We start from the raw sequence: 26,280 nt of genomic DNA on the forward strand, positions 1-26,280 counted from the left end.
CGATGTTCGTGACGGCACATCTGAGCGACAACCATCTCGACGGCGGGGAGCGCGCCGACGAACGCACCGCACGGGTCATGCGGTACCTGGAAAACCTGGCGACACCGGCCGACGCGATCCTGGTGACCGGCGACATCACCGACCACGGCACGCTGGAGGAATACCGGCGCGCGGCCGAGCTCTTCAAGACCGATGTCCCGCTGTTCGTCTGCCCCGGAAACCACGACAAGCGCGGCCCGTTCCGCGAAGGGCTGCTCGGACAGGCGCCGGGCGACTCCCCGGTCAACGCGGCGCACACCGTCGGCGACGTCACCTTCGTCATGGCCGATTCGACCATCCCCGGCAAACCCGACGGGCAGTTCGACGACGAGACCATGGCCTGGCTGGACGATGTACTCGGCGACGGCGACGGGCCTGCCTTCATCGCCTTCCACCACCCGCCGGTCGCGCTCGGGCTGCCGCTGGTGGACGCGATGCGCCAGTACGGCGAGGAACGGCTGGCCGAGGTGCTCGCGCGTCACCCGCGCGTGGTCGCCCTGCTCTGCGGGCACGTCCACGCCGCGGCGTCGACGACGTTCGCGGGAGTGCCGCTGCGGTCGGCGCCGTCGGTCGGGTCGAGCATCCTGTTCCCGTGGGAGCGGAACGGGCTGCGGTCCTGGGGGGAAGGCGGGCCGGTCGATTACGACCTGCCGCCGTCGCTGCTGTTCCACGTACTGCACGACGACGGCAGGCTGACCACGCATCATCGGGTCGTCCCGGCTTAACCCTCGAACACCGGCAGCGTGAGCCGGGACGGCCGCGCGGGGTCGTGGAAGATCTCGAACCGCGCGGGCTTCCCGTCCACCGCGCTGAAAACCGGCTCGCCGGTGCCGTGGTTGCGGGCGAAGCGCGGGAACGCGCCGCCCGCGACCTGCACCCGCAGGCGGTGCCCGCGCCGGAACCGGTACGCCGTCGGGTCGAGCAGGATCTCGGCGGCGGCCACACCGTCCACATCGGACTCCGGCTGGCCGGGCCGGAGACGGAGGATCCCGTCGGTGACGTTGCGCGAGACACCACGTCGGTCCACATCGCACAAGCGGACGAAGACGTCGCCGTGCCCGATGTCGGTCCGGACGTGCACCAGAGCGGAGATCTCGCCGATGACGTCGAGATCGCGCTTCAGCACGTCACCGGTGAACAGCAGCACGTCCGGCCGCGCCTCGACGTCCTTGTTGTCCTGCTGTTTCCGCACGCCCGACAGCAGCGGGCCACCGACGGCCGGCGTCGGATCGGCCGGATCGAAGGTGAACGTTCCCGGCTTCGACTCGACGGGTCCCGCGGTGGAAAGCCCGCCGGGACGCAGGAAGTACGGGGTGGCGCCGGATTCCGGCGGCCAGCTTTCGAAGTCGAGCCACCGCCCGGAGCCCTGGAGGTACAGGCGCACGGGTGACTGCCTCAGCGGTGCGCGGTCGCCGAGGAGGTGGGCGGACAGGAAGCCGATCTGGTCGGTGATCAGGGTTTTCAGGCTGGCGGGCTCGCCGTGCGCCCACGGTCCGATGGTGATCCGCGGTGCGCGTCCGGCCGAGGCGAGTTCCTTGAAGTCGCGCAGCTGGGCGGAGATGAACAGGTCGTACCAGCCGGTCACCATGGACACCGGGGTCCGGAGCGCGGCGACCTCGGCGCTGTGATCCGACGGCGCCCAGAAGTCGTCGCCGGGTTCGGCGTGCGCGGAGACGTCCTGCAGGAACCGCACCTGCTTGCCGATGGCCGCCACGTCGGCCCCGGAAACCGGCAGATGGGCCATGGCGCGACGGGTCTTGTTCGTCTGCCAGGGATTGGGCAGACCGGCGAACCGGCCTTCCTGGCGGCCGATCAGCGCCGACCACGAGACCATGTTGTCGACGGCGAGGATCCCGCCGGGATAGAAGGTCGACACGAACTCCGAAGCGGTGACGCCGAGACACAGTGCTTCGAGCGGCTCGTCGAGGTACGGCGCGACGGCCCACTGCGTGTGGCCGAGGTAGCTCGCGCCGGCCATCGCGACCCGGCCGTCACACCATGGCTGCTCGCGCAGCCACGCGACGGTGGCGAGGCCGTCCTCCTTCTCCAGATGGAACGGCCGGAACTCGCCGCCGGAGCCGAAGGTCCCACGCGTGCTCTGGAGGACCGTCTGCAGCCCGTGCCGCGCGAACGTCTCGCCGAAGATCCTGCCCATCAGGCCCTTGCGGCCGTACGGCGTGCGGATCAGCACCACCGGCCGCGGCTCGTCGCCCGGGACGGCGTAGCGATCCGCGAGCAACCGGACGCCATCGGACATCGGGACGGGGATCGCCTTGGTCACCGACGGGCGGGGGCCTTCGGCGGGCGGGAGCCCGAGGTACCGGTCGAGAAGTCGGTCGAGCACGCTGGCCGCCTTTCGTGCGGAGGATCACCTTCCGCTTACGACCGTACTCGCGTGGCTCCGCACCCGCCTGAAAGGAAAGCGTCCTTCATCGCGAAAGCTGCGATGAAGGACGCTTTCCTGGCGCGGGGCGGACCGCCCGGTACCGCCCCGCGGGTCTCAGGAGAGCCGGGCCAGCGTCTCCGGCTTCAGCAGCTTCGCCAGCTCTTCGGCGGGCAGAAGCCCCTTCTCGACGACGAGTTCCGCCACCCCGCGCCCGGTCCGGAGCGCCTCTTTGGCGATCTCGGTCGCCGCCGCGTACCCGATCTTCGGGTTCAGCGCGGTCACCAGTCCGATCGAATTCTCGACGTAGCCCCGCATCACGTCCGCGTTCGCGGTGATCCCGGAGACACAGCGCTCCGCCAGCACGAGGCACGCCGACCGCAGATGCGTGATGCTCTCCGAAAGCGAGTGCAGGATCAGCGGCTCGAACGCGTTGAGCTGCAACTGCCCGGCCTCGGCCGCCATCGTGACGGCGACGTCGTTGCCGATGACCTCGAACGCGACCTGGTTGACCACCTCGGGGATCACCGGGTTGATCTTGCCGGGCATGATCGACGACCCGGCCTGCACCGGCGGCAGGTTGATCTCGTTGAGCCCCGCCCGCGGCCCGGACGAAAGCAACCGCAGATCGTTGCAGCTCTTGGAGAGTTTCACCGCGATCCGCTTGAGCACGCCGGAAAGGTGCACGAACGCGCCGCAGTCCTGCGTCGCCTCGACGAGGTCCGCCGCGGACACCACGGGCAGGCCGGTGATCTCGCGCAGATGCGCGACCGCGGCTTCGGCGTACCCGGGCGCGGCATTGAGCCCGGTACCGATCGCGGTCGCGCCTAGGTTGATCTCGTGCAGCAGCGTCACCGCTTCGGTGAGCCGAAGCCGGTCTTCGCCGAGCATGACCGCGTAAGTGCCGAATTCCTGCCCCAGCGTCATCGGGACGGCGTCCTGCAACTGCGTCCGGCCCATCTTCAGCAGATCGCGGAACTCGACGGCCTTGGCCGCGAAAGCCCGCTCCAGCACGACCATCGCGTCGGCCAGTTCACGGACGGCGATGATCGTCGCGACGTTGACCGCGGTCGGGTACGCGTCGTTGGTCGACTGCCCGAGGTTCACGTGCTCGTTCGGGTGGACGCGGGCGTAGTCGCCCTTCTCGTGTCCGAGCAGTTCGAGCGCGCGGTTCGCGATCACCTCGTTGGCGTTCATGTTCGTCGAGGTGCCCGCGCCGCCCTGGATGACGTCGACGACGAACTGGTCGTGCAGCGCGCCTTCGCGGATCTCGCGGCACGCCCGGCGGATCGCGTCGGCGACGTCCGGCTCCAGCAACCCCAGGTCGGCGTTGGCCTGGGCGGCGGCCTCCTTGACCGAGGCGAGCGCCTCGATCAGATGCGGGTACGCGGAGATCGTGGTGCCGGTGATGGGGAAGTTCTCCCTGGCGCGCGCGGTGTGCACACCCCAGTAGGCGTCGGCGGGGACTTCCTTGTCCCCCAGCAGATCGTGTTCCACGCGGTGCATCGAAGGCTCCTCAGGCGGCGAGGTCGAGTTCGGCCAGCGCGCCGGTCACGCGCAGGCCGGGAGTGGGTTCCAGCACGTTCGGATCGACACCGCACAGCGCGAGCGTGGCGGCGAGCACCGGGCGCCGCGCGCGGTCGCCACCGTCGGCGATCTTGATCGCGATCGCCGTCCCGTCCGGGAGAGCGGCGACCTGGACGGCTTCGAAACCGTCCTTGGCGATCAGGCCGGGTACCGCGCGCATGAGCGCGGTGACGTCGCGACGGGTGCCGGCGACCAGCTCCGGATGCTTCCGGATCCCTTCGGCGACAAGGTATTCGGGTGTCCCCGGCGCCGACGCGGCGATCTTGCCGACCGCGCGGGCGAGCCCGCGCAGAGAGACCGCGAACAGGGGAGCGCCGCAGCCGTCGACGGCCACCTTCGGGACGCGTTGCCCGGTCAGGTCTTCGACGCACTCCGCGATCGCGCGCTGCAGCGGATGGCCGGGATCCAGATAGTCCTTTGTGGACCATCCGTGCAGGCGGCAGGTGGCGAGCATGGCGGCGTGCTTGCCGGAGCAGTTGTGCGCAACCCGCGAAGCCGTCCTTCCCGAAGCGACCCACGCGTCGCGCTCGACCGGGTCGAACGGCAGGTCGTCCGGCGTCCGCAGATCCTCCGTGGTGAGCCCGGCGCCGTCGAGCGTCCGGCCCACCTCGGTCAGGTGGATCTCTTCGCCGGAATGGCTGGCCGCCGCGACGGCGAACCCGGCGGGGCTCAGGTCGACGCCGAGCCGTGCCATCGCCGTGGCCTGCAGGGGTTTCGCCGCCGAACGCGGATAGAACGCCGCCTCGATGTCACCCGCGGCGAACAGCACGCGGCCGTCGGGAGCGAGTACCACGGCCGAACCGTGGTGCACCCCCTCGACCATTCCGTCGCGGAGGAGGTGCACCAGCGGCTCGTGCGCGGGAACGCGGGTCTCCGGGATCACAGCTTCGTCTTTTCGAACACGTCCATGTTGATCCGCTTGCGGACCCCGAACCAGCCCGCCACCAGCGCGAGCCCGATGATCGGCAGGCAGTACAGGGTGATCCGGCCGACCTCGTCGAAGCCCATCAGCACCACGACGGCGACGAGGAAGATCAGCGTCGCGATTTCGGTGTAGGGGGAGAAGGGCAGCCGGTACGAGGGACGCTCGACCTCGCCGAGCTTGGCCTTGCGGACGAACAGCAGATGCGAGAGCACGATGATCGCCCAGGTGCCGAGGATGCCGATGGCGGCGAAGTTCAGCACGATCTCGAAGGCCTGGCTCGGCACGACGGCGTTCAGCCCGACACCGACCACGCAGACCGCGGAGGTGAGCAGGATCCCGCCGTAGGGCACGTGGTTCTTGTTCATCACACCGGTGAACTTCGGCGCGGATCCGGCCAGCGACATCGACCGCAGGATGCGGCCGGTGGAGTAGAGACCCGAGTTGAGGCTGGACAGGGCCGCCGTCAGCACCACCAGGTTCATGACGTTGCCCGCCTGCGGCACCCCGATGTGCGAGAGCACGGTGACGAACGGGCTTTCGTTCTTCGAATAGGAGTCCCACGGCATCAGCATCGCCAGCAGGACGACCGAGCCGACGTAGAAGATCCCGATCCGCCACATGATCGAGTTGATCGCCTTCGGCATGATCTTGCGCGGGTTCTCCGTCTCGCCGGCGGCGACGCCGACCAGTTCGACCGAGGCGTAGGCGAACACGACACCCTGGACGATCAGCACCATCGGCAGCAGGCCCGCGGGGAAGATCCCGCCGTGGTCGGAGATCAGCGAGAAGCCCGGCGTGGTGCCGTCGATCGGCTGCTGGGTGACCAGCAGGAAGATCCCGATTCCCATGAAGGTCACCAGCGCGGCGACCTTGATGATGGCGAACCAGAACTCCATCTCGCCGAACAGTTTCACCGAAACCATGTTCAGCGCCAGCACCACCGCGAGTGCGATGAGCGCCAGCACCCACTGCGGGATCGGGGTGAAGAACGACCAGAAATGCGCGTACAGCGCGATCGCGGTGATATCCGCGATACCGGTCGTCGACCAGTTCAGGAAGTGCATCCAGCCCGCGACGAATGCGCCTTTCTCACCCATGAATTCCCGGGCGTAGGAAACGAAGGCGCCGGAAGAGGGGCGGTAAAGGATGAGTTCGCCGAGCGAGCGCACCACGAAGAACGCGAAAAGGCCGCAGACCGCGTACACGATCGCGAGTGCCGGGCCCGCCTGCGCAAGCCTGCCGCCCGCGCCGAGGAACAGGCCGGTCCCGATGGCGCCGCCGATAGCGATCATGTTGACGTGGCGGGGTTTCAGCGCCTTGTCGTAGCCGGCGTCACCGGCGTCGGCGAGCACCGGCGCGGATTTGCTGTCGTCCGCGCTGAGGGTCTGTTCGGTCACGATGTCAGTCGTCCTTGTCCTGCTGCGTCGTGTGGCCCGGCCGCACGATGGTGGTGAGCGCGTACTCGACGTGTTCGAGATGGGAGGTCATCGCCGCGACGGCGTCGGCTTCGGAGCCGGCGGCGATGGCGGTGACGATCTCACGGTGCTCGGTGTTCGAGCGGGTCCGACGGTCCCCCAATTGGTTGAGAAAGGACGACTGCCGGGCCAGCGCGTCCCGGATCTCTTCGATGACCTTGCCGAACACCGGATTGCCCGAGGCCTGGGCGATGGTGATGTGGAACAGCGAGTCCAGCGCCACCCACGCGGTGTTGTCGGTTTCGAGATCCATCCGCTCGACGAGGTGACCGAGCAGATCCAGGTCGTCGGTGCTGCGGCGCAAGGCCGCGTAACCGGCGACGGGGATCTCGACGTGCCGCCGGACCTCGAACAGGTCACGGGCCGAGTAAGTCCCGAAGGTGGGGTTCTCGACCGGCCCGGTGGCGGTCACGAAGGTCCCTTTGCCCGTTTTGGACACGGTGAGCCCGAGTGCCTGCAGCCCCCGCAACGCTTCGCGGACGACCGAACGGCTGACCTCGAACTCCTTGCCGAGCGCGGATTCCGACGGCAGTTTCTCGCCGACGGGGTACTCGCCGCGCTCGATGGCACCGCGAAGGTGGGCCAGAACGGCCTCCATCGCGCTGACGCGTCGTGGACCACCGTGTCCGGCTGTCTGGCTGTCAGACAGGTTCATGAGACGAGATCGTGCGGTCGGCCCAACGCTTTGTCAAGCGTTGGGGCGAGCGCCCCGATCCACCCTGCGAGGCGCCCTTCGGCGAGGTAAGAGGAACCCGTACAGGGCACCTTCGCAGGCATGGAGCTCCCTGAGGACACGGGATTCCCGAGCGCGAGTGGCCAGTGTCACAAGACCGGTGTCCAGTACGGACTCGCCTGCGACCGACGCCGCCGCGAACGTCATACGCGGTGGAGCGCGATCACCGGGAACGGCCGCGTGGTCTTCGACTGGTGCTCGGCCAACCGCGGGAACGCCTTCGCCTGCTTCGCGTACAAACGGTCCCGAGCCGCTCCTGTGATCTCGACCGCGTGCGCGGTGAAGGCCTCTCCGTCGGCCTCGACATCGACAGACGGCTCCGCGACCAGGTTGCGGTACCAGTCCGGATGCCTGGGAGCGCCACCGTTGGCGGCGAAGACGATGTAGCGATCGTCGTCGGCCAGGAACAACATCGGCGTCACGTGCCGTCGTCCGGTGCGGGCGCCGGTGGTGGTGAGCAGCAACGTCGGGAGACCGTCGCCGTGGCGGCCGTTCGCGCGGAACTCCGCGATCACGCGCTCGTTCATGGCCTGCAGGTCGATCATCAACTCTCCGGGCGTTCGGTTGATCTTGGCGGCTGGCCAGTCTGCACATCCACGCCCAGGTCGGCAAGCATTTTCCGATCGGCGCTGCTCACGGCGCCGAAACTGTCGGTGCCTCCGCCGATACTCGTTCCGTGTCCCCCGTCAGCCGCGGCCGCAAGCCCGCCAAACGACCGAAGAACCGGCGCTCCCGCCTGCCACGTCCGCCCCTGGACGTGGCCAGAGTGGAGCGCTGGCCGAAGCTGCTCCACGGGCCGATCGAGCTCTCGGGCTGTGTCGTCCAAGGCCGGGTGGATCAGGACCTGGTCGTCCTGGCCGCCACGCTGACCGCCGGCAACCGCTCGGTGGGTGTCGAGGTGGTGGTCAACGGTCGCGAGGTCGACGTGATCGAGCTCCATCCCGAACCCGAGGACGCCCTCGCGGTGCTTCGCGGCGGCTTCGAGGTGACCGAGGCACCGCTGAGCCCTGAGGAGTTCCGAAGCCAGGTCGAAGCGGCGTTGATCGTCAGGGCGGACAGCGCCGCCTGGATTCGGGAGAGGATCCCCGACCTCTTGAAGTTGGGCAGAGATCCGAGGCCCGATCTGCCGGAGCGTGCGGCCCAGCTGGGCCGGTGGCTCGGTCTTCCCGACTACGATCCGCTGCCGCGCATACCGTCGGCCGATCCGCTGCCGCTCGTCCTGCCCCCGCCCGCGCCGGTCACCGGGCTCTGGCTGGCGGTCGCCCTGGCCGAGCCGGACGACGCGATCTGGCGGCGGCTCGAAGTCCGCTCCGACGTCACCCTCGCCGGCCTGCACCGCATCCTCGCGGCCGCGTTCGACCGGGACGAACGGGAGTATCACCGGTTCGAGACCGCCTACGGAGGTTTCAGCGTCGACGCGCAGAGCTGTGAAGGCGACCGCTTCGACGACGAAGTGACACTCGGTCAGGTGGTCAGCTCGCCAGGCCACCGGTTCGTCTACGAGGCGGAGAGCTGGCGGCACTGGATCCGCGTCGAGCGGCGGGTCTCCCTCCCCGAAGCCCCGAGCTGCCTCGACGGTGAACGCGCCGCGCCTCCGCCGGAATGCGAAGACGAGCGGAGTTACGAGATGTTGCTGGAGGCACTGCGCGATCCGGACGGCGAAGAGAACGAGGAACTGCTCGAAGAGCTCGGCGGCTTCGGGTTCGATCCGGAGTGGTTCGACAGGGAGGTGGTCAACGAGCGGCTGGCCCGGCCGAGCTGATCCGGCGCCCCGTTCGGGGGGTAACCGAGGTCATCGCGAACCGCACCGCGTCGGTGCTTGGCGGGGGCGGGCCGGAGGTGGAGACTGGCCCTCGCCGGGGTGCCATCCCGCCCGGGCGCCGTCGAGACTCGGCGCATAAGGTGGGAGGACCGGCCCGCGTCAAGCAGCCAGGGATCCGTCTGCCTAGGGGAGGTTTTCGCTGGTGTCGAACGATTCCTTCGTCCACCTGCATGTGCACACCGAGTACTCGATGCTCGACGGTGCGGCGAAGATCGCCCCCTTGTTCAAGGAGGCGGCGCGGCTGGGCATGCCCGCGGTCGGGATGACCGACCACGGCAACATGTACGGCGCGGACGAGTTCTACCAGCAGGCGGTCAAACACGACCTCAAGCCGATCATCGGCATCGAGGCCTACGTCGCGCCGGAGAGCCGCTTCCACAAGAAGCCGGTCTTCTGGGGGCAGTCGAACCAGCGTGGCGCCGACGAGTTCGGTGAGGGCGGTGACGTCTCCGGTGGTGGTGCCTACACCCACATGACGATGCTCGCCGAGAACTCCACCGGTCTGCGCAACTTGTTCAAGCTCTCCTCACTCGCGAGCATGCAGGGCTACTACCGCAAGCCCCGGATGGACCGCGAGCTGATCGCGGAGAACCATCACGGCATCATCGCGACCACCGGCTGCCCCTCGGGCGAGGTGCAGACGCGGCTGCGGCTGGGGCAGCGCACCGAGGCGATCCAGGCCGCGTCGGACTACAAGGACATCTTCGGCGCCGACAACTTCTTCCTCGAGCTGATGGACCACGGGCTGCCGATCGAGCGGTCGGTCCGTGAAGGCCTGCTCGAGATCGGCAAGCTGCTCGACCTCAAGCCGCTGGCCACCAACGACTCGCACTACGTCACCAAGGACCAGGCCGACACCCACTCCGCGCTGCTGTGCGTGCAGGCGGGCAAGACGCTGAACGACCCGAACCGGTTCAAGTTCGACGGCGACGGTTACTACCTGAAGTCGGCCGCCGACATGCGCGAGTACTGGGACAAGGAGGTCCCCGGCGCCGCCGACTCGACGCTGCTGATCGCCGAGCGCGTCGAGTCCTACAAGGACGTGTACACGCACAAGGACCGGCTGCCCTTCTTCGAGGTCCCCGAAGGTTACGACCAGGGCACCTGGCTGCGGGAAGAGGTCGCGCGCGGCCTCAAGTGGCGGTACCCGGACGGCGTCCCGGACCCGTACTACAACGAACGCATCGAGATCGAGCTCGACGTCATCATCGGGAAGGGCTTCCCCGCCTACTTCCTCATCGTCGCCGACCTCATCAACTACGCCCGTAAGGTCGGCATCCGCGTCGGCCCCGGCCGTGGTTCCGCCGCCGGCTCGCTGGTCGCGTACGTCCTCGGTATCACCAACCTGGACCCGATCCCGCAGAAGCTGCTGTTCGAGCGGTTCCTGAACCCCGAGCGCGTCTCGATGCCCGATATCGACATCGACTTCGACGACCGTCGTCGCGGCGAGATGATCCGCTACGCCACCGAGAAGTACGGCGTCGACAAGGTCGCGCAGGTCATCACCTTCGGCACCATCAAGACCAAGGCGGCCATCAAGGACTCCGCCCGCGTCCACTTCGGCCAGCCGGGGTACGCGATCGCGGACCGGATCTCGAAGGCCCTCCCGCCGCCGATCATGGCGAAGGACATCCCGCTCTCGGGCATCGTCGACTCGAAGCACGAGCGCTACGGCGAAGCGGCCGAAGTCCGCGCCCTTGTCGAGACCGACGAAGAGTGCAAGACGATCTTCGAGACCGCGCGCGGTCTCGAAGGCCTGATCCGCAACGCCGGCGTCCACGCCTGCGCGGTCATCATGTCGTGCGACCCGCTGACCGACGCCATCCCGCTGTGGCAGCGTGACGACGGTTCGATCATCACCGGCTGGGACTACCCGTCGTGCGAGGCCATCGGCCTGCTGAAGATGGACTTCCTCGGCCTGCGGAACCTCACCGTCATCGGTGACGCGATCGACAACATCAAGACCAACCGCGGGATCGACATCGACCTCGACACCCTCGGCGTCGACGACAAGGCGACCTACGAACTGCTGTCCCGCGGTGACACGCTCGGCGTGTTCCAGCTGGACGGCGGGCCGATGCGTGACCTGCTGCGCCGCATGCAGCCGACCCAGTTCGACGACATCGTGGCGGTGGGCGCGCTGTACCGCCCCGGCCCGATGGGCATGAACGCGCACAACGACTACGCCGACCGCAAGAACGGGCGGCAGAAGGTCAAGCCGATCCATCCCGAGCTCGACGAGCCCCTGAAGGAGATCCTGGCCGACACCTACGGCCTGATCGTCTATCAGGAGCAGATCATGCACATCGGCCAGAAGGTGGCCGGCTACTCGATGGGTCGCGCGGACGTGCTCCGCCGGGCGATGGGTAAGAAGAAGCAGGAAGTCCTCGAGAAGGAGTTCGAGGGCTTCGAAGCCGGGATGAAGTCGAGCGACCTCCTCCCCGGCGGGTTCTCGTCCGAGGCGATCAAGGCGCTCTGGGACACGATCCTCCCGTTCGCCGGTTACGCGTTCAACAAGAGTCACGCGGCCGCGTACGGCCTGATCTCCTACTGGACCGCGTACCTCAAGGCGAACTTCACGCCGGAGTACATGGCCGCGCTGCTCACCTCGGTCGGTGACAACAAGGACAAGTCCGCGGTCTACCTCTCGGAATGCCGCCGCCTCGGGATCAAGGTGCTCCCGCCGGACGTCAACGAGTCGGCGCTGAGGTTCGCGGCCGTCGGGGAGGACATCCGCTTCGGCATGGGTGCCGTCCGCAACGTCGGCGCGAACGTCGTCGAGTCGATCATCAAGACCCGCGAGGAGAAGGGGAAGTACTCCTCCTTCACCGATTTCCTCGACAAGTCCGAGCTGGTGGCCTGCAACAAGCGGGTCATCGAATCGCTGATCAAGGCTGGCGGGTTCGACTCGCTCGGCAACACGCGGCTCTCGATGATCCAGGTGCACGAGGACGCGGTCGAGGCCGTGGTCCCGCTCAAGCGCCAGGAGGCGATGGGCCAGTTCGACCTCTTCGGTTTCGGCGGGGACGACGACGCCGAAGCCTCGGTGTCCTCTTCGCCGCTCGCGCATCTGAAGTTCGGCGAAGAGGAGTACCCGCGCAAGCAGCTCCTGGCCTACGAACGGGAGATGCTCGGCCTGTACGTCTCGGCGCATCCGCTGGACGGCGCCGAACGCATCCTGCGCAAACACGCGCCGCGGCCGATCGCCGCGATCCTCGCCGACCCGCCGAAGGAAGGCGAGCTGGTCGTCTCCGGGCTGATCACCTCGCTGGAACGCCGGGTCAACAAGAAGGGCGAGCCCTGGGCGATCTGCACCATCGAGGACATGGACGCCTCGCTCGAGGTGCTGTACTTCCCGAAGTCGTACGCGATGTTCTCCGCCGACCTCATCGAGGACAACGCGGTGCTGGTCAAGGGCCGGGTGAACTGGCGCGAGGACAAGATGTCCATCTTCGGCGGCGGGCTCGTGCCGCTCGACCTGTCCGAGGTCGGCAACGGCGACGACGACCTGCCCTTGGTCCTGCTGGCCGCGGCGGAGAAGATCGACCAGTCGGTGGTCAGCGAGCTGAAGCAGACCCTGCTGGCGCACAAGGGCGAGACGCCGGTGCACCTCAAGCTGGTCGGCAAGAACCAGACGGTCTTCGCGCTCTACGACTACCCGGTCAAGGTGACGTCGATGCTGATCGGTGAGCTCAAGGGCATCCCCGGGATCGCCGCCAGCACCTGATGAGCGCCTACGAACCCGACCCGCGGCGCTGGAAGGCGCTCGCCGTCTCCCTCGCCGCCGGGTTCATGGGGCTGCTCGACGTCAGCATCGTCAACACGGCGCTGCCCTCGATCCAGAAGGACCTCGGCGCGTCGAGCGGCGGGATCCAATGGGTGGTTTCGGGTTACGCGCTGGCCTTCGGGCTGGTGCTGGTGTCCGGCGGCAGGCTCGGTGACGCGCTCGGCCGCCGCCGCATGTTCCTGTTCGCGCTCGCCGCGTTCGTGCTGACCAGCGCGTTCGCCGGCGCGGCACCGAACGAGACGACGCTGATCATCGCGCGGCTCCTGCAGGGATTCGCCTCGGGCATGATGACGCCGCAGAACAGCGGGATGATCCAGGACCTGTTCCGCGGCGCGGAACGGGGCCGCGCGTTCGGCATGTTCGGCGCCACCGTCGGGATCTCGACCGCGGTCGGGCCGGTGCTCGGCGGCGTGATCCTGGCCGTCTTCGGTGACCCGGAAGGGTGGCGCTGGGTCTTCTACGTGAACGTGCCCATCGGGATCCTCGCGTTCGCGCTGGCCCTGAGATGGCTGCCGAAACCGGAGACACCGGCGAGAAGCCTGCGGGGCGAGATCGACTTCGTCGGCATCATGCTGCTGGGTGTCGCCGTGCTCGGTGTCCTGCTTCCGCTGATCGAATCCGAACAGGGCGGGCTCAGCAGCCTGTGGTGGCTGTTCCTCGTCGCGGTGGTCTTCGGTTTCGCGTTCGTGCGCTGGGAACGCTCGATGGTGCGGCGCGGTCGTCCGCCGCTGCTGGACACCCGCCTGTTCACCGGAACCCCGGGCTACGCGACGGGCGCGGCCGTCGGCGCGCTGTACTTCAGCGGGTTCACCGGGATGTGGCTGGTCTTCGCCATCTTCTTCCAGCAAGGCCTCGGTTACACGCCACTGCAGTCCGGGCTCGCCGTCACCTCCTTCGCCCTCGGCTCGGCCGTGTCGGCGGCGATCGCGGGACGGCTGGTGCCGAAGTGGGGCCGCAAGCTCACCGTCACCGGGCTGGTGATGGTGATCGCCGGGATGGTCACGGTCGCCGTTCTCGCCGGTCAGGACCCCGGCGCCGCGGCGGGATGGTGGTTCGCGCTGCCGTTGCTCGTCGCGGGTGTCGGTGGCGGCATGGTCATCTCGCCCAACACCACGTTGACCCTGGAATGCGTCCCGACGTCGATGGCCGGGGTGGCCGGGGGAGCGTTGCAGACCGGACAGCGGATCGGCACCGCGATCGGCACGGTCGTGCTGGCCTCGGTCTTCCACGCGGTACTCGGCGCGAACGGCGGCTACCCGGCGGCCCTCACCGCGGCGATGCTGTGCGCCGCCGTCCTGACGAGCTCGGCGCTTTTACTCGCCGTGATCGAACTTCGTGCACGTCGGAAGCGGCGTTTGCTCACCGAGCGGGAGGATGCCGAGCGGGCTGCCGCCGACAGTCAACGCGGTTGAGTCTTCCGCCCGTGCCGATGACTACTTTCGGCAAGATCGGATGCTCCATCCGAGTGACTGAAGCAGTCATCCTCTGGTGCTACTCAGAGCAACCGGGTACACCTAACGGAGCCTTCACCGCTGTGACTTGGCTACCGACAGTGGTATTTCTGTCGATCGATCGGGGATGGATCGATCGGCGGGAGCGATCGTGGTGAGTCCGGAGTTCTCAGGAATGGACACCCGCGGTCACGAACCGGTGGACAGCCGTCGGCGTCCGCGGGGGACCGTTCGGCGGCGGCCGGCTCAACACCACTGGCGGGCCGAGTTCCGGTGAGGCATTCGCGCGGGTGGGTTCGCGCGGGGTCGCCTGGGGAGGTGCACCCGGCCCGGACCCACCCGCCGCGCGTTCCTCCGAGTGTATGAATCGCCTTCGGCTGCGAAGATCTCCGCAGATCGACATGGCGAGGAGCACTGATGGCGGAGAGTTCTGCACGGCGGAGTCGGCTGCGGGTCTGGTACCGGCCGATGAAGATGCGCGATTCCGGTGAAGGGCACCGGGTCGCGACCCCGTTGGAGTTGCTGTTCGACCTGTGTTTCGTGGTCGCCGTCGCGCAGGCCGCCGCCGGTCTGCATCACGCGATCGCCGAAAACCACATCGGGCACGGGGTGCTCAGCTTCGGGATGGTGTTCTTCGCGATCTGGTGGGGCTGGCTGAACTTCAGCTGGTTCGCGTCGTCGTTCGACACCGACGACGTTCCGTACCGGCTGGTGACGCTGGTCCAGATCGCGGGCGGGCTGACCGTCGCCGCCGGTGTCTCCTCGGCCTTCGAAGGCGACTTCGGGATCGTGGTGGCGGGCTACGTCCTGATGCGGCTGGCGATGGTCGTGCAGTGGCTGCGCGCCGCACGGACCGATCCGCACTGCCGTCCGGCCGCGCTGCGCTACGCCGTCGGCATCACGATCGTCCAGATCCTGTGGGTCGTCCGCCTCGGTCTTCCGGAGTCCTTGGCGCTGCCGTCGTTCTTCCTGCTCCTGGTGGCCGAGCTCGCGGTCCCGGTGCTCGCCGAACGCAAGCGCTGGACGGGCTGGCATCCGCATCACATCGCCGAGCGCTACGGCCTGTTCACCATCATCGTGCTGGGTGAATCCATCCTCGGCGCGACCACCGCGATCAAGGAAGGCCTGGACGAAGGCAAGCACACCGGCAGCTTGATTTCGCTCGCCGCCGCCGGGCTCGTGCTGGTGTTCTCCCTCTGGTGGCTGTACTTCGACCAGCCGGGCCATGCTCGCCTAGAGAAGGCGAAAAGCCTGTTCACTGTCGCGAGCTGGGGTTATGGGCACTACCTGATCTTCGCTTCGGCGGCCGCGCTCGGCGCAGGCCTCGAAGTCGCGGTCGACTACGACACCCATACCGGGCACGTCGCGTCCCTGCCCGCCGCCATGGCGACGACCGTGCCCGTCGCGATCTATCTGCTCAGCGTCTGGCTGATGCACATCGGGCCCACCAACGAATGCCGCCCGATCGCGATCGGCTTCCCACTGACCGCGGTGCTCGTGCTCGGCGCGTCGTTCACGCCGGCGCCCATCCACATCACCGCCGGGCTCGCCGCCGCCCTGGTCGTCCTGACGGTGGTCGCCACCCACGGAGAGCCCGTTCCGGGTGAGGGCCCGATCGATGCAGGTCAGAGCCCCGGCGCGAAAAAAGGGACCCCCCTGTAAACGCCGGTTTCGGGCCGTGTAATGTTCTCTTCGTCGCCAGGGAAACCGAGCGGCCGCCGGGAACACGAACCAAGCTCCCACCGGATGGTGGTAGAGTGGGTGGTCCCGAACCGGAGAGGTAACTCTACCCCCGCTGAAACGGCAGTTTCGAGCAGGTGTTAGAGTGTGCTCCGGACAAAAGCCAAGAAATGACTGCTTCGGATAAGGCCGTGTAGCCGCGGTGCGATCTGGGGTGTGTTGCTTGAGAACTCAACAGTGTGCTAGTGAACTAAGCCAGTAGAGCTTATGTATTTGAACCTCGTTTGAGGTTCCTTTGAGAGCAAGTAAATTTGCCTCGATCAAATTTGACATTGTTGGAGAGTTTGATCCTGGCTCAGGACGAACGCTGGCGGCGTGCTTAACACATGCAAGTCGAACGATGAAGCCTTTCGGGGTGGATTAGTGGCGAACGGGTGAGTAACACGTGGGCAATCTGCCCTGTACTTTGGGATAAGCCTGGGAAACTGGGTCTAATACCGGATATGACCGGGCCTCGCATGGGGTTTGGTGGAAAGCTCCGGCGGTACAGGATGAGCCCGCGGCCTATCAGCTTGTTGGTGGGGTAATGGCCTACCAAGGCGACGACGGGTAGCCGGCCTGAGAGGGTGACCGGCCACACTGGGACTGAGACACGGCCCAGACTCCTACGGGAGGCAGCAGTGGGGAATATTGCACAATGGGCGCAAGCCTGATGCAGCGACGCCGCGTGAGGGATGACGGCCTTCGGGTTGTAAACCTCTTTCGCCAGGGACGAAGCGCAAGTGACGGTACCTGGATAAGAAGCACCGGCTAACTACGTGCCAGCAGCCGCGGTAATACGTAGGGTGCGAGCGTTGTCCGGAATTATTGGGCGTAAAGAGCTCGTAGGCGGTTTGTCGCGTCGTTCGTGAAAACTCCACGCTTAACGTGGAGCGTGCGGGCGATACGGGCAGACTTGAGTTCGGTAGGGGAGACTGGAATTCCTGGTGTAGCGGTGAAATGCGCAGATATCAGGAGGAACACCGGTGGCGAAGGCGGGTCTCTGGGCCGATACTGACGCTGAGGAGCGAAAGCGTGGGGAGCGAACAGGATTAGATACCCTGGTAGTCCACGCTGTAAACGTTGGGCGCTAGGTGTGGGCGACATCCACGTTGTCCGTGCCGTAGCTAACGCATTAAGCGCCCCGCCTGGGGAGTACGGCCGCAAGGCTAAAACTCAAAGGAATTGACGGGGGCCCGCACAAGCGGCGGAGCATGTGGATTAATTCGATGCAACGCGAAGAACCTTACCTGGGCTTGACATGCGCCAGACATCCCTAGAGATAGGGCTTCCCTTGTGGTTGGTGTACAGGTGGTGCATGGCTGTCGTCAGCTCGTGTCGTGAGATGTTGGGTTAAGTCCCGCAACGAGCGCAACCCTTATCCTACGTTGCCAGCGCGTGATGGCGGGGACTCGTGGGAGACTGCCGGGGTCAACTCGGAGGAAGGTGGGGATGACGTCAAGTCATCATGCCCCTTATGTCCAGGGCTTCACACATGCTACAATGGCTGGTACAGAGGGCTGCGATACCGCGAGGTGGAGCGAATCCCTTAAAGCCGGTCTCAGTTCGGATCGCAGTCTGCAACTCGACTGCGTGAAGTCGGAGTCGCTAGTAATCGCAGATCAGCAACGCTGCGGTGAATACGTTCCCGGGCCTTGTACACACCGCCCGTCACGTCATGAAAGTCGGTAACACCCGAAGCCCATGGCCCAACTGCTTGCAGAGGGAGTGGTCGAAGGTGGGACTGGCGATTGGGACGAAGTCGTAACAAGGTAGCCGTACCGGAAGGTGCGGCTGGATCACCTCCTTTCTAAGGAGCAACACATCCACCCCGCCGGGATACCCGGAGCAACGGTGGTGGAGTGGGCACGGCTCAACACCCGAATGTGGTGTTGCCGGGCTTGCTCAAGGAATTGTGGAACTACTGGTTATGGTGTCGCCGGCTTCTGCTGGGACGCTCAAGTACTGCATCTTCGGGTGCGTGGAACGGGTGCTTCTGGGGAGTCGGAGGGATTGTTCGCTGGCATGCTGTTGGGTCCTGAGGCAACACGCCGAGGGGCTTACGCCCCGGGACGTTTGTTTCTGGTGTGGTGTTTGAGAACTGTAGAGTGGATGCGAGCATCTTTGTGGTCAAGTTGTTAAGGGCACATGGTGGATGTCTTGGCTTCAGGAGCCGATGAAGGACGTGGGAGGCTGCGATATGCCTCGGGGAGCTGTCAACCGAGCTGTGATCCGAGGATTTCCGAATGGGGAAACCCAGCACCAGTTATGTGGTGTTACCCGCATCTGAATATATAGGGTGTGTGGAGGGAACGCGGGGAAGTGAAACATCTCAGTACCCGTAGGAAGAGAAAACAACCGTGATTCCGTGAGTAGTGGCGAGCGAAAGCGGAAGAGGCTAAACCGTTTATATGTCAAGCTGTCAGGCGTTGTATGAGCGGTGTTGTGGGACCCAGCGTCGAGGATCTGACAGTCCTCGGAATGATCGCGCGTGTTAGTGGAACGTCTTGGGATGGGCGACCGGAGTGGGTGAGAGTCCCGTACGCGAAAACACGTTGTGGATTGTTTGTTTGGTGTTCCCGAGTAGCAGCGAGCTCGTGGAATTTGCTGTGAATCTGCCGGGACCACCCGGTAAGCCTAAATACTTCCTGAAGACCGATAGCGGACTAGTACCGTGAGGGAAAGATGAAAAGTACCCCGGGAGGGGAGTGAAAGAGTACCTGAAACCGTGTGCCTACAAGCCGTCAGAGCCCGAGCACATCCTTGTGATGTTGAGGTGATGGCGTGCCTTTTGAAGAATGAGCCTGCGAGTTAGTGCTGCGTGGCGAGGTTAACCCGTGTGGGGTAGCCGTAGCGAAAGCGAGTCTGAATAGGGCGATTGAGTCGCGTGGTCTAGACCCGAAGCGGAGTGATCTACCCATGGCCAGGCTGAAGCGTCGGTAAGACGACGTGGAGGGCCGAACCCACTTAGGTTGAAAACTGAGGGGATGAGCTGTGGGTAGGGGTGAAAGGCCAATCAAACTCCGTGATAGCTGGTTCTCCCCGAAATGCATTTAGGTGCAGCGTCACATGTTTCTCCACGGGGGTAGAGCTACTGGATGGTCTAGGGGCCTTACCGGGTTACCGAAATCAACCAAACTCCGAATACCGTGGTGTGAGAGTGTGGCAGTGAGACGGCGGGGGATAAGCTTCGTCGTCGAGAGGGAAACAGCCCAGAACACCAGCTAAGGCCCCTAAGTGTGTGCTCAGTGGGAAAGGATGTGGGATTGCCCAGACAACCAGGAGGTTGGCTTAGAAGCAGCCACCCTTGAAAGAGTGCGTAATAGCTCACTGGTCAAGTGGTCCTGCGCCGACAATGTAGCGGGGCTTAAGCACACCGCCGAAGCTGTGTCATTCATACATGTACATCCATCACCTCCTTGAGAGTGTGATGCAGTGGTATGGATGGGTAGGGGAGCGTCCTGCATCCAGGGAAGCGGCGGCGGAAGCCAGTCGTGGAGGGTGTGGGAGTGAGAATGCAGGCATGAGTAGCGAATGCAGAGTGAGAAACTCTGCCGCCGGATGACCAAGGGTTCCTGGGCCAGGCTAATCCGCCCAGGGTAAGTCGGGACCTAAGGCGAGGCCGACAGGCGTAGTCGATGGATAACGGGTTGATATTCCCGTACCCGAGCACGTGCGCCCAGGATGAGGCGGTTGATACTAACCACCCAAAGCCGGTTACCGATGTCTTCGGACGGAGGTTTCTGTGTGGAGCGTGGGATCTGATTCCGTAGTAGTCGAGTGATGGGGTGACGCAGGAAGGTAGCTCCGCCAGTGAGTGGTAGTACTGGTGTAAGCGTGTAGACCGAGTGGTAGGCAAATCCGCCGCTCATCAAGGTTGAGACGTGATGCGTAGCCGATTGAGGCGAAGTAGAGTGATCCTATGCTGCCGAGAAAAGCCTCTAGCGAGTGCGTGCACGGCCCGTACCCCAAACCAACACAGGTGGTCAGGTAGAGAATACTAAGGCGATCGGGTGAACTGTGGTTAAGGAACTCGGCAAAATGCCCCCGTAACTTCGGGAGAAGGGGGGCCAAACACTCTGAAGTCCCTTGCGGACTAGGGGTGGGTGGCCGCAGAGACCAGCGGAAAGCGACTGTTTACTAAAAACACAGGTCCATGCGAAGTCGCAAGACGATGTATATGGACTGACGCCTGCCCGGTGCTGGAACGTTAAGAGGACCGGTTAACCCTTCGGGGTGAAGCTGAGAATTTAAGCGCCAGTAAACGGCGGTGGTAACTATAACCATCCTAAGGTAGCGAAATTCCTTGTCGGGTAAGTTCCGACCTGCACGAATGGCGTAACGACTTTCCGGCTGTCTCAACCACAGGCCCGGCGAAATTGCACTACGAGTAAAGATGCTCGTTACGCGCGGCAGGACGGAAAGACCCCGGGACCTTTACTATAGTTTGGTATTGGTTTTCGGTTCGGCTTGTGTAGGATAGGTGGGAGACTGTGAAGCTGGCACGCTAGTGTTGGTGGAGTCGTTGTTGAAATACCACTCTGGTCGGATTGGGAATCTGAACCTCGGACCATGATCTGGTTCAGGGACAGTGCCTGATGGGTAGTTTAACTGGGGCGGTTGCCTCCTAAAGAGTAACGGAGGCGCCCAAAGGTTCCCTCAGCCTGGTTGGCAATCAGGTGTTGAGTGCAAGTGCACAAGGGAGCTTGACTGTGAGACAGACATGTCGAGCAGGGACGAAAGTCGGGACTAGTGATCCGGCACCACCTGGTGGAAGGGGTGTCGCTCAACGGATAAAAGGTACCCCGGGGATAACAGGCTGATCTTGCCCAAGAGTCCATATCGACGGCATGGTTTGGCACCTCGATGTCGGCTCGTCGCATCCTGGGGCCGGAGTAGGTCCCAAGGGTTGGGCTGTTCGCCCATTAAAGCGGCACGCGAGCTGGGTTTAGAACGTCGTGAGACAGTTCGGTCCCTATCCGCCGCGCGCGTAGGATACTTGAGGAAGGCTGTCCCTAGTACGAGAGGACCGGGACGGACGAACCTCTGGTATGCCAGTTGTCACGCCAGTGGCATGGCTGGTTGGCCACGTTCGGAAGGGATAACCGCTGAAGGCATCTAAGCGGGAAGCCTGTTCCAAGATGAGGTATCCCACCCCTTGTGGGTTAAGGCCCCCAACAGACCATTGGGTTGATAGGCCAGAAATGGAAGCACAGTAATGTGTTGTCGAGTTGACTGGTACTAATAGGCCGAGGACTTGCCCACAAAGATGTTACGCATCCACTCTACAGCTCTGAAACACCACACAACCACACACAATGTGTGAGCGTGTGTGGGTGTTTCACAGTGTTTCGGTGGTTATAGCGTCAGGGAAACGCCCGGTCCCATTCCGAACCCGGAAGCTAAGCCTGACAGCGCCGATGGTACTGCAACCGAAGGGTTGTGGGAGAGTAGGACACCGCCGGACTAACCTTAGAAAAGGGAGGGTCCAGGCCCCGGTCGAGAACCACGAGTTCTCCCGGCGCCTGAACCCTCCTTTTTCATACCCAAAACCCGCCACACCCGTGATCAGGGACGTAACACCCGTGATCGAGCGCGCAACACGCGTGATCAAAAACGTAACTCGCGTGCTTGAGCGCGTATCTCGCGTGATCAGACGGACGACACGGCGATCCGAGCGTACGTACGCCGTGTCGTCCACCCACGCACACGAGTCGTCCGGTTGAGCCGCGAGTCACGTCCCGGGACACGCGAGATACGCGCTCAAGCACGCGAGATACGTCTCTGATCACGCGAGATACGGCGCTGGGCACGCGAGTTACGGCGCTGGGCACGCGAGTGACGGGGGTGGGCACGCGAGTTCCGCGGGCGGGCGGGATCTTGCCGGAGTCTGGCCGAGTGGTCGGGCGGGCCAAGGTCACGCCAGTGGAGCGCTCACGTGGTCGAGCGTCCAGTCGCCCACGCCTGGGTTCCCTTCGTTGCAGTAGTAGCTGTGCAGGGTGTTGTCGAAGACGTGCTGGAAGACGCACGCCGATCCGTTGCCGTAGACCGGCCCGGTGGGGAGCTCGAAGAACTGGCCCGTCGGGCTGGTCGCGGTGAGCACCCGTGTCTTCCAGACATTGGTCTGCTCCAACGTCTCCACGGCCAGGTAGTACAGCGAGCCGACCTTGATCACGTGTGGTGCGGCCACGACGTCCCGGGAGTAGGCGACGAGCGTGCCGAGATCGGCCGGGTCGGTCTGAAGCAGCGCGTCGAAGGAGGCCGCGCTTTTGACGCGGATCTCCTTGCGGCCGCCCGCTTCGCGGAACCAGTACAGGTACACGGTCTGTGTGGCCGGGTCGCGGAACAGGGTCGGATTTCCGTTGTTCACCATCGTTTCCTTGACCAGGGGGACAAAGGAAGTGAACTGTGTGCCGTTGACACCGTCCGTGCTCTTGCGCCCGACGATGTAGTAGGCACTGCCGTCGGGGTTGCCGCCGCACCAGTAGACGTTGTGCACCAGGCCGATCGTGCTGTCCGGGTTCAGCAGCGCACAGCCCCAGCGTTCGCCGGTGCCGGAGAACAGCGGCGTGGGCGATTGCGTCCACGCGGTCGTGTTCAGATCGTTCGTTCGCGCGATGCCCAGGCCGGCGCACTCGTGGTGCCCGAAGTAGCCCAGATAGCGGAAGCCGCCGTTGATGGACGGCGCCTGCGCCGGGTTGACGTCCAGCACGCTGAAGGTGTGCGGGTGGTCGTGTTCGCCGCTCCACGAAACCGGGCTCAGCACCGACTTCTGCGGTGTGCTCAGGGCGAAGTATCCGGGTTCCTGCGTCGGCGACTGCTGCGCGAAGGCGTAGAACAGGAAGGTCTTGCTCTGGTAGCCGAACGATTGCAGCTGCGCGTCGGTGAATTCCCCGGCGCGGACGGTGAGCCAGTCCTTGTCGGCCGGGTGCCACCAGCGATGCACCGCCACGGTGCCGGGGCGTTGTGTGGGAAACGCGTAGTACTGGAACGTCTTGCTCTGGTAGCCCCAGGCGGTCATCTGCGCATCGGTGGCCATTCCGGCCGGCATGTCGATCCAGTCCTTGTCCACCGGGTGCCACCAGCGGAAGACCTCGACCATGTCGCCGCTGCCGATCAGGCTGACGTAGAACTGCGGCCCGGTCGGGGCCTGGTATCCGAAGGACTGCAGCTTCGCCGTGGTCGGCTGGTTGCCGTGTGCCGGTACCGAAATCCAGTCCTTGTCCGTCGGATGCCAATATCGCCGGACCGCGGACGGCGCGCCGACGCCGGGCTGCAGAATCTGTTGTTCCGAGGAGTGCTCCGCGAATTCAGTGCTCATGAACATCTTCTCCCCACGTGACTTCGAAGCGAGTGACTAAGGGGATGTCGTCCGGGCCCGCCGAATGGTTTGCTCCGCAGCGCAATCGTGATGGAGTCGCCGTCGGCAACTGTGCTCGAGCCGGCGCGGGTTACGAGCTCAGGGCGGGGAGGGTTTCGCTGAGGGGGCCGCGGACGACGGCCGTGGCCATGGAGTCGTAGGGCGTTTCGGAGCCGTTGCAGATCACCACGGCGGATCCGGACCGGGAGGCGACGCTCACGAGCGAGGCGGCCGGCTGTACCCGTAGCGAGGACCCGGCCACCAGCAGGAGATCGCCGTCGGAGACGGCGGTCCGTGCGGCCCGAAGCAGGTTCTGGTCCAGGTGCTGACCGAACGAGACGGTGGCCGACTTGAGGATGCCACCGCACACCAGACAGGGCGGATCGGTCTCGCCCGCCCGGACGCGCTCCAGCGTCGAGCGCATGTCCCGGTGGTCGTCACAGGACAGGCAGACGGACTCGAACATCGTCCCGTGGAGCTCCAGCACCCGCTCGGGCGGAGACCCCGCCTTCTGATGCAGCCGGTCGATGTTCTGGGTGATGATCCACGTCGGCGACAGGCGTTCGAGCGCGTAGTGCGCGGCGTTCGGTGTCGCGTCCCAGCCGGGGTGCACCAGCCGCGCCTGCCAGGTCCGCTCTCGGACCTCACGGCTGCCTCGGTAGGCCTTGAGGTTCGACATCTTTTCCGCGGCCGGATCGCGGGTCCACAGGCCCTGCGGGCCGCGGAAGTCGGGGATCCCCGAATCCGTGGAGATCCCGGCGCCGGTCAGTGCGACGACCCGGCCGGCACCGGCCACGAGTGAGCGGGCGGTGCTCAGGGTGCTGGTCACCGGCCCATCATGCCCCTACTTGAGCGCGCTGCCCGCCTGCCAGTCCGCCCACGACTTGGACCAGTCGCCGTAGAGGTCCCACACCGGCAGCTGCGGGCCACCGGAATTGGTCACCTCGACGACGTCGCCGAGCCCCATGTTCTGGTAGAACCACTGGGCGTTGGCCGCGTTGAGGTTGATGCAGCCGTGCGACACGTTGGAGCTGCCCTGCGCGCCGACGCTGTTCGGGTTCTCGTGGACGAACTCGCCGTCGTTGGAGATGCGCAGCGACCACTTCTCGTTCGCCTTGTAGTACCCCGGCTGGCCCTGGCAGACGCCGTAGGTGCACGAGTCCATCACGTAATTCTCGTGTTTGTCCGAAATGACGTGTGCGCCCAAATGCGTCGGTGTGGCGTCCTTGCCCATCGAAATGGGCATCGATTTAGCGAGCCGGCCGTTGTGGAAGATCTGCATCTGTTCGGTGTCGCCGTCGGCCTTGGCCACCCAGGAATCGTGCACCTTGTACGTTTCGGTGCGATCGGTCGCGCCGTACACGCCATTGCCGAAATCGACGCCGTAGATCATCGCCGACACCTTGAGCGTCGTCCCCGGCTGCCAGTACACCTTGGGGCGGTAGTGGACGTTCTTGTCGTCGATCCAGTACCAGGAGCCCTCTTGTTTCGGCGTGGACTCCACGGACAGCTTCTTCTCCACCTCGGCCTTGTTCTTCACCGGCTGGCCGAAGGCGAACACGATCGGCTGCCCGACGCCGACGCCGGCGGACGTCACCGCCGCGGGAGCCGGGATCAGGTTCGGATTCGCTTGCTGCTTCGGGCTCAGCGTGGAAACCCTGCTCTGCTGCTCGACGGGCTTCCCGTCGGTGCCCTGGGCATGTGCCACGATCCTGTAGGTGCTGCCGTAGCCGAGCGGTTCGGTGGTCTTCCAGCTGAGCCCGTCGCTCGCCAGTTCGCCCTTCACCTGGTTGCCCTTGTCGGCGTTGCTGACGGTGACGTCGATCAGCTTGCCGTGCTCGGCCTTGACCACCACCGGGGTCGCCGGGTTGACGTTCGTCCCGCCTGCCGGATCGATGGTCACCGAAACCGGATTCGTGTCCGGTTCGGTGCCGGTGCCGGGTGAATCGGTGCCGCCCGAAGGCGAGCATGCCGAGATCAGCACCACCGCGGCGAGAATTCCGGCCGTCGAAAGTAATGTCTTCTTGGGAAACATATGGTTCTCTTTTTATGTCGCGCTATCAGCGGAAAGTTCTCTTTCAAAACTACGCGACGAAGAAGACGTGATCGATGCCGGTCGGTTGCTCGTCACTCCACAACGAGACCGGGAGCACCGTAAAGACCGGGGCCATTGATGCTCAATTCACCCAAATAGGTCTTCGCGGCCTCATAAGCTTCGGTGGTCAGCGCGGTGGTGTGGCTGAAGTCCAGCGGGCTGACCCGCACCGGCTTCGGCCCGGGCACGTATACCACGGGCACTTCGGCCGCGGCGATCGGCGCCTCCAGGACCGCCTGGTTCCGCATGCTGATCATCGCGGTGAACATCAGCACCTCGGCGAAGGTCTGCGGAGTGCCGGGCATCTTGCCGGGGAAGGCGCAGTCGAGGACGACGAGCGATTTCGCGCCCATGGCGAGCGCCTGGCGCATCGGCACGTTGGCGACCAGGCCGCCGTCGTAGAGCATGCGCTCCCCGAACGGCACCGGCGGATAGATCCCCGGGATCGCGCAGCTGGCCAGCAGGGGCGCCAGAACGGGCCCTGAGCGGATGAGGAGCGGCTCGGCGGTGTCGACGTCCGTCGCGACGACACCCAGCGGCAGCGCGAGATCTTCGAACCGGGCGCCCTCGCCGATGTGCTCGTCGACGATCGCGGCGAGACCGGTGTTGGGGAACAGGTTGGTCTTGCTGTGCCGGAGCGTCCGCACCTGGCTGAACACGCCGCCGGGGAACGCCTCGTGCCGGGTCATCCGCGACCAGATCCGGTCCAGCCGAGCACCCGATTCACCCCCGAGGGCGAGTACGGCGGCGTTCAGCGAACCCACCGAGGTGCCGACGATGAGGTCCGGGGTGATCCCGGCTTCGGTCAGGGCACGCAGCATCCCGACCTGCATGGCCCCGAGACTGCCGCCGCCACCGAGCACGAAACCGAGGGGCTGGGGCAGGTTCAGGGCGGCCATACCCG

At 65.3% G+C, this 26,280-nt stretch carries 15 protein-coding genes and 3 rRNA genes; 8 read left to right on the forward strand and 10 right to left on the reverse strand.

What is annotated here, in order from left to right; all coding sequences use genetic code 11:
* The first annotated feature begins 2 nt into the window (after positions 1-2).
* Positions 3-764: a metallophosphoesterase gene (locus CVV72_RS40470; protein WP_219150023.1), complete on the forward strand. Its 762-nt coding sequence runs from the start codon at positions 3-5 to the stop codon at positions 762-764.
* Here the strand turns inward: CVV72_RS40470 and CVV72_RS40475 are convergent.
* The 6 genes from CVV72_RS40475 to CVV72_RS40500 form a co-directional block, all read right to left on the reverse strand.
* A complete protein-coding gene (locus CVV72_RS40475; RefSeq protein ID WP_219150025.1) occupies positions 761-2,383 on the reverse strand; it encodes a CocE/NonD family hydrolase in 1,623 nt (540 codons plus the stop codon). The genes CVV72_RS40470 and CVV72_RS40475 overlap by 4 nt on opposite strands.
* Before the next feature lie 156 nt (positions 2,384-2,539).
* Complete coding sequence (aspA, locus tag CVV72_RS40480) at positions 2,540-3,928, reverse strand: aspartate ammonia-lyase (protein WP_219150027.1); 1,389 nt, start codon at positions 3,926-3,928, stop codon at positions 2,540-2,542.
* A gap of 10 nt (positions 3,929-3,938) precedes the next feature.
* The gene (locus CVV72_RS40485; protein ID WP_219150029.1) at positions 3,939-4,892 is read right to left on the reverse strand and encodes an asparaginase; all 954 of its coding nucleotides are present in this window, start codon (positions 4,890-4,892) and stop codon (positions 3,939-3,941) included.
* Positions 4,889-6,331: an amino acid permease gene (locus tag CVV72_RS40490; protein ID WP_219150031.1), complete on the reverse strand. Its 1,443-nt coding sequence runs from the start codon at positions 6,329-6,331 to the stop codon at positions 4,889-4,891. The genes CVV72_RS40485 and CVV72_RS40490 overlap by 4 nt, the downstream gene beginning before the upstream one ends.
* Before the next feature lie 4 nt (positions 6,332-6,335).
* A complete protein-coding gene (locus tag CVV72_RS40495; RefSeq protein WP_034311162.1) occupies positions 6,336-7,007 on the reverse strand; it encodes a FadR/GntR family transcriptional regulator in 672 nt (223 codons plus the stop codon).
* 278 nt (positions 7,008-7,285) lie between these two features.
* Positions 7,286-7,687 carry a nitroreductase/quinone reductase family protein gene (locus tag CVV72_RS40500; RefSeq protein WP_219150033.1) on the reverse strand — a complete coding sequence of 134 codons (402 nt, stop codon included), beginning with the start codon at positions 7,685-7,687 and terminating at the stop codon, positions 7,286-7,288.
* A gap of 131 nt (positions 7,688-7,818) precedes the next feature.
* Here CVV72_RS40500 and CVV72_RS40505 point away from each other — a divergent pair, with 131 nt between their 5' ends.
* The 7 genes from CVV72_RS40505 (at position 7,819) to rrf (ending at position 21,388) form a co-directional block, all read left to right on the forward strand.
* The gene (locus CVV72_RS40505; RefSeq protein WP_255632418.1) at positions 7,819-8,904 is read left to right on the forward strand and encodes a plasmid pRiA4b ORF-3 family protein; all 1,086 of its coding nucleotides are present in this window, start codon (positions 7,819-7,821) and stop codon (positions 8,902-8,904) included.
* A 202-nt stretch (positions 8,905-9,106) separates the two neighbouring features.
* Positions 9,107-12,691 (forward strand): DNA polymerase III subunit alpha, encoded by a 3,585-nt coding sequence (gene dnaE / locus CVV72_RS40510; protein ID WP_219150035.1) that lies wholly within the window; start codon positions 9,107-9,109, stop codon positions 12,689-12,691.
* Positions 12,691-14,163 carry an MFS transporter gene (locus CVV72_RS40515; RefSeq protein ID WP_219150037.1) on the forward strand — a complete coding sequence of 491 codons (1,473 nt, stop codon included), beginning with the start codon at positions 12,691-12,693 and terminating at the stop codon, positions 14,161-14,163. Before dnaE ends, CVV72_RS40515 begins: the two co-directional genes overlap by 1 nt.
* Before the next feature lie 456 nt (positions 14,164-14,619).
* A complete protein-coding gene (locus tag CVV72_RS40520; protein WP_219150039.1) occupies positions 14,620-15,864 on the forward strand; it encodes a low temperature requirement protein A in 1,245 nt (414 codons plus the stop codon).
* 350 nt (positions 15,865-16,214) lie between these two features.
* Positions 16,215-17,731, forward strand: a 16S ribosomal RNA gene (locus CVV72_RS40525).
* Between the two features lie 318 nt (positions 17,732-18,049).
* Positions 18,050-21,186: ribosomal RNA gene (locus tag CVV72_RS40530) — 23S ribosomal RNA — on the forward strand.
* A gap of 85 nt (positions 21,187-21,271) precedes the next feature.
* Positions 21,272-21,388 (forward strand): 5S ribosomal RNA (gene rrf / locus CVV72_RS40535).
* Together the 16S, 23S and 5S rRNA genes form the textbook arrangement of a ribosomal RNA operon.
* A gap of 450 nt (positions 21,389-21,838) precedes the next feature.
* Here the strand turns inward: rrf and CVV72_RS40540 are convergent.
* From CVV72_RS40540 to CVV72_RS40555, 4 genes are all read right to left on the reverse strand, one after another.
* On the reverse strand, positions 21,839-23,242 hold the full coding sequence (locus CVV72_RS40540) for a hypothetical protein (RefSeq protein ID WP_219150041.1): 1,404 nt from the start codon (positions 23,240-23,242) through the stop codon (positions 21,839-21,841).
* 130 nt (positions 23,243-23,372) lie between these two features.
* Positions 23,373-24,110 carry a Sir2 family NAD-dependent protein deacetylase gene (locus CVV72_RS40545; protein WP_219150043.1) on the reverse strand — a complete coding sequence of 246 codons (738 nt, stop codon included), beginning with the start codon at positions 24,108-24,110 and terminating at the stop codon, positions 23,373-23,375.
* A 15-nt stretch (positions 24,111-24,125) separates the two neighbouring features.
* A complete protein-coding gene (locus CVV72_RS40550; RefSeq protein ID WP_219150045.1) occupies positions 24,126-25,316 on the reverse strand; it encodes an Ig-like domain-containing protein in 1,191 nt (396 codons plus the stop codon).
* A gap of 92 nt (positions 25,317-25,408) precedes the next feature.
* The gene (locus CVV72_RS40555) at positions 25,409-26,275 is read right to left on the reverse strand and encodes a patatin-like phospholipase family protein (RefSeq protein WP_219150047.1); all 867 of its coding nucleotides are present in this window, start codon (positions 26,273-26,275) and stop codon (positions 25,409-25,411) included.
* Positions 26,276-26,280 lie beyond the last annotated feature (5 nt).

Source organism: Amycolatopsis sp. TNS106 (assembly GCF_019330265.1).
GTDB lineage: Bacteria > Actinomycetota > Actinomycetes > Mycobacteriales > Pseudonocardiaceae > Amycolatopsis > Amycolatopsis lurida.

Bases quoted from the DNA above. Each gene is read 5' to 3' on its own strand.
- aspA (WP_219150027.1), bottom strand. From the start codon at position 3,928: ATGCACCGCGTGGAACACGATCTGCTGGGGGACAAGGAAGTCCCCGCC.
- CVV72_RS40520 (WP_219150039.1), top strand. From the start codon at position 14,620: ATGGCGGAGAGTTCTGCACGGCGGAGTCGGCTGCGGGTCTGGTACCGG.
- CVV72_RS40470 (WP_219150023.1), top strand. From the start codon at position 3: ATGTTCGTGACGGCACATCTGAGCGACAACCATCTCGACGGCGGGGAG.
- CVV72_RS40500 (WP_219150033.1), bottom strand. From the start codon at position 7,687: ATGATCGACCTGCAGGCCATGAACGAGCGCGTGATCGCGGAGTTCCGC.
- CVV72_RS40515 (WP_219150037.1), top strand. From the start codon at position 12,691: ATGAGCGCCTACGAACCCGACCCGCGGCGCTGGAAGGCGCTCGCCGTC.
- CVV72_RS40495 (WP_034311162.1), bottom strand. From the start codon at position 7,007: ATGGAGGCCGTTCTGGCCCACCTTCGCGGTGCCATCGAGCGCGGCGAG.
- CVV72_RS40555 (WP_219150047.1), bottom strand. From the start codon at position 26,275: ATGGCCGCCCTGAACCTGCCCCAGCCCCTCGGTTTCGTGCTCGGTGGC.
- CVV72_RS40550 (WP_219150045.1), bottom strand. From the start codon at position 25,316: ATGTTTCCCAAGAAGACATTACTTTCGACGGCCGGAATTCTCGCCGCG.
- CVV72_RS40540 (WP_219150041.1), bottom strand. From the start codon at position 23,242: ATGAGCACTGAATTCGCGGAGCACTCCTCGGAACAACAGATTCTGCAG.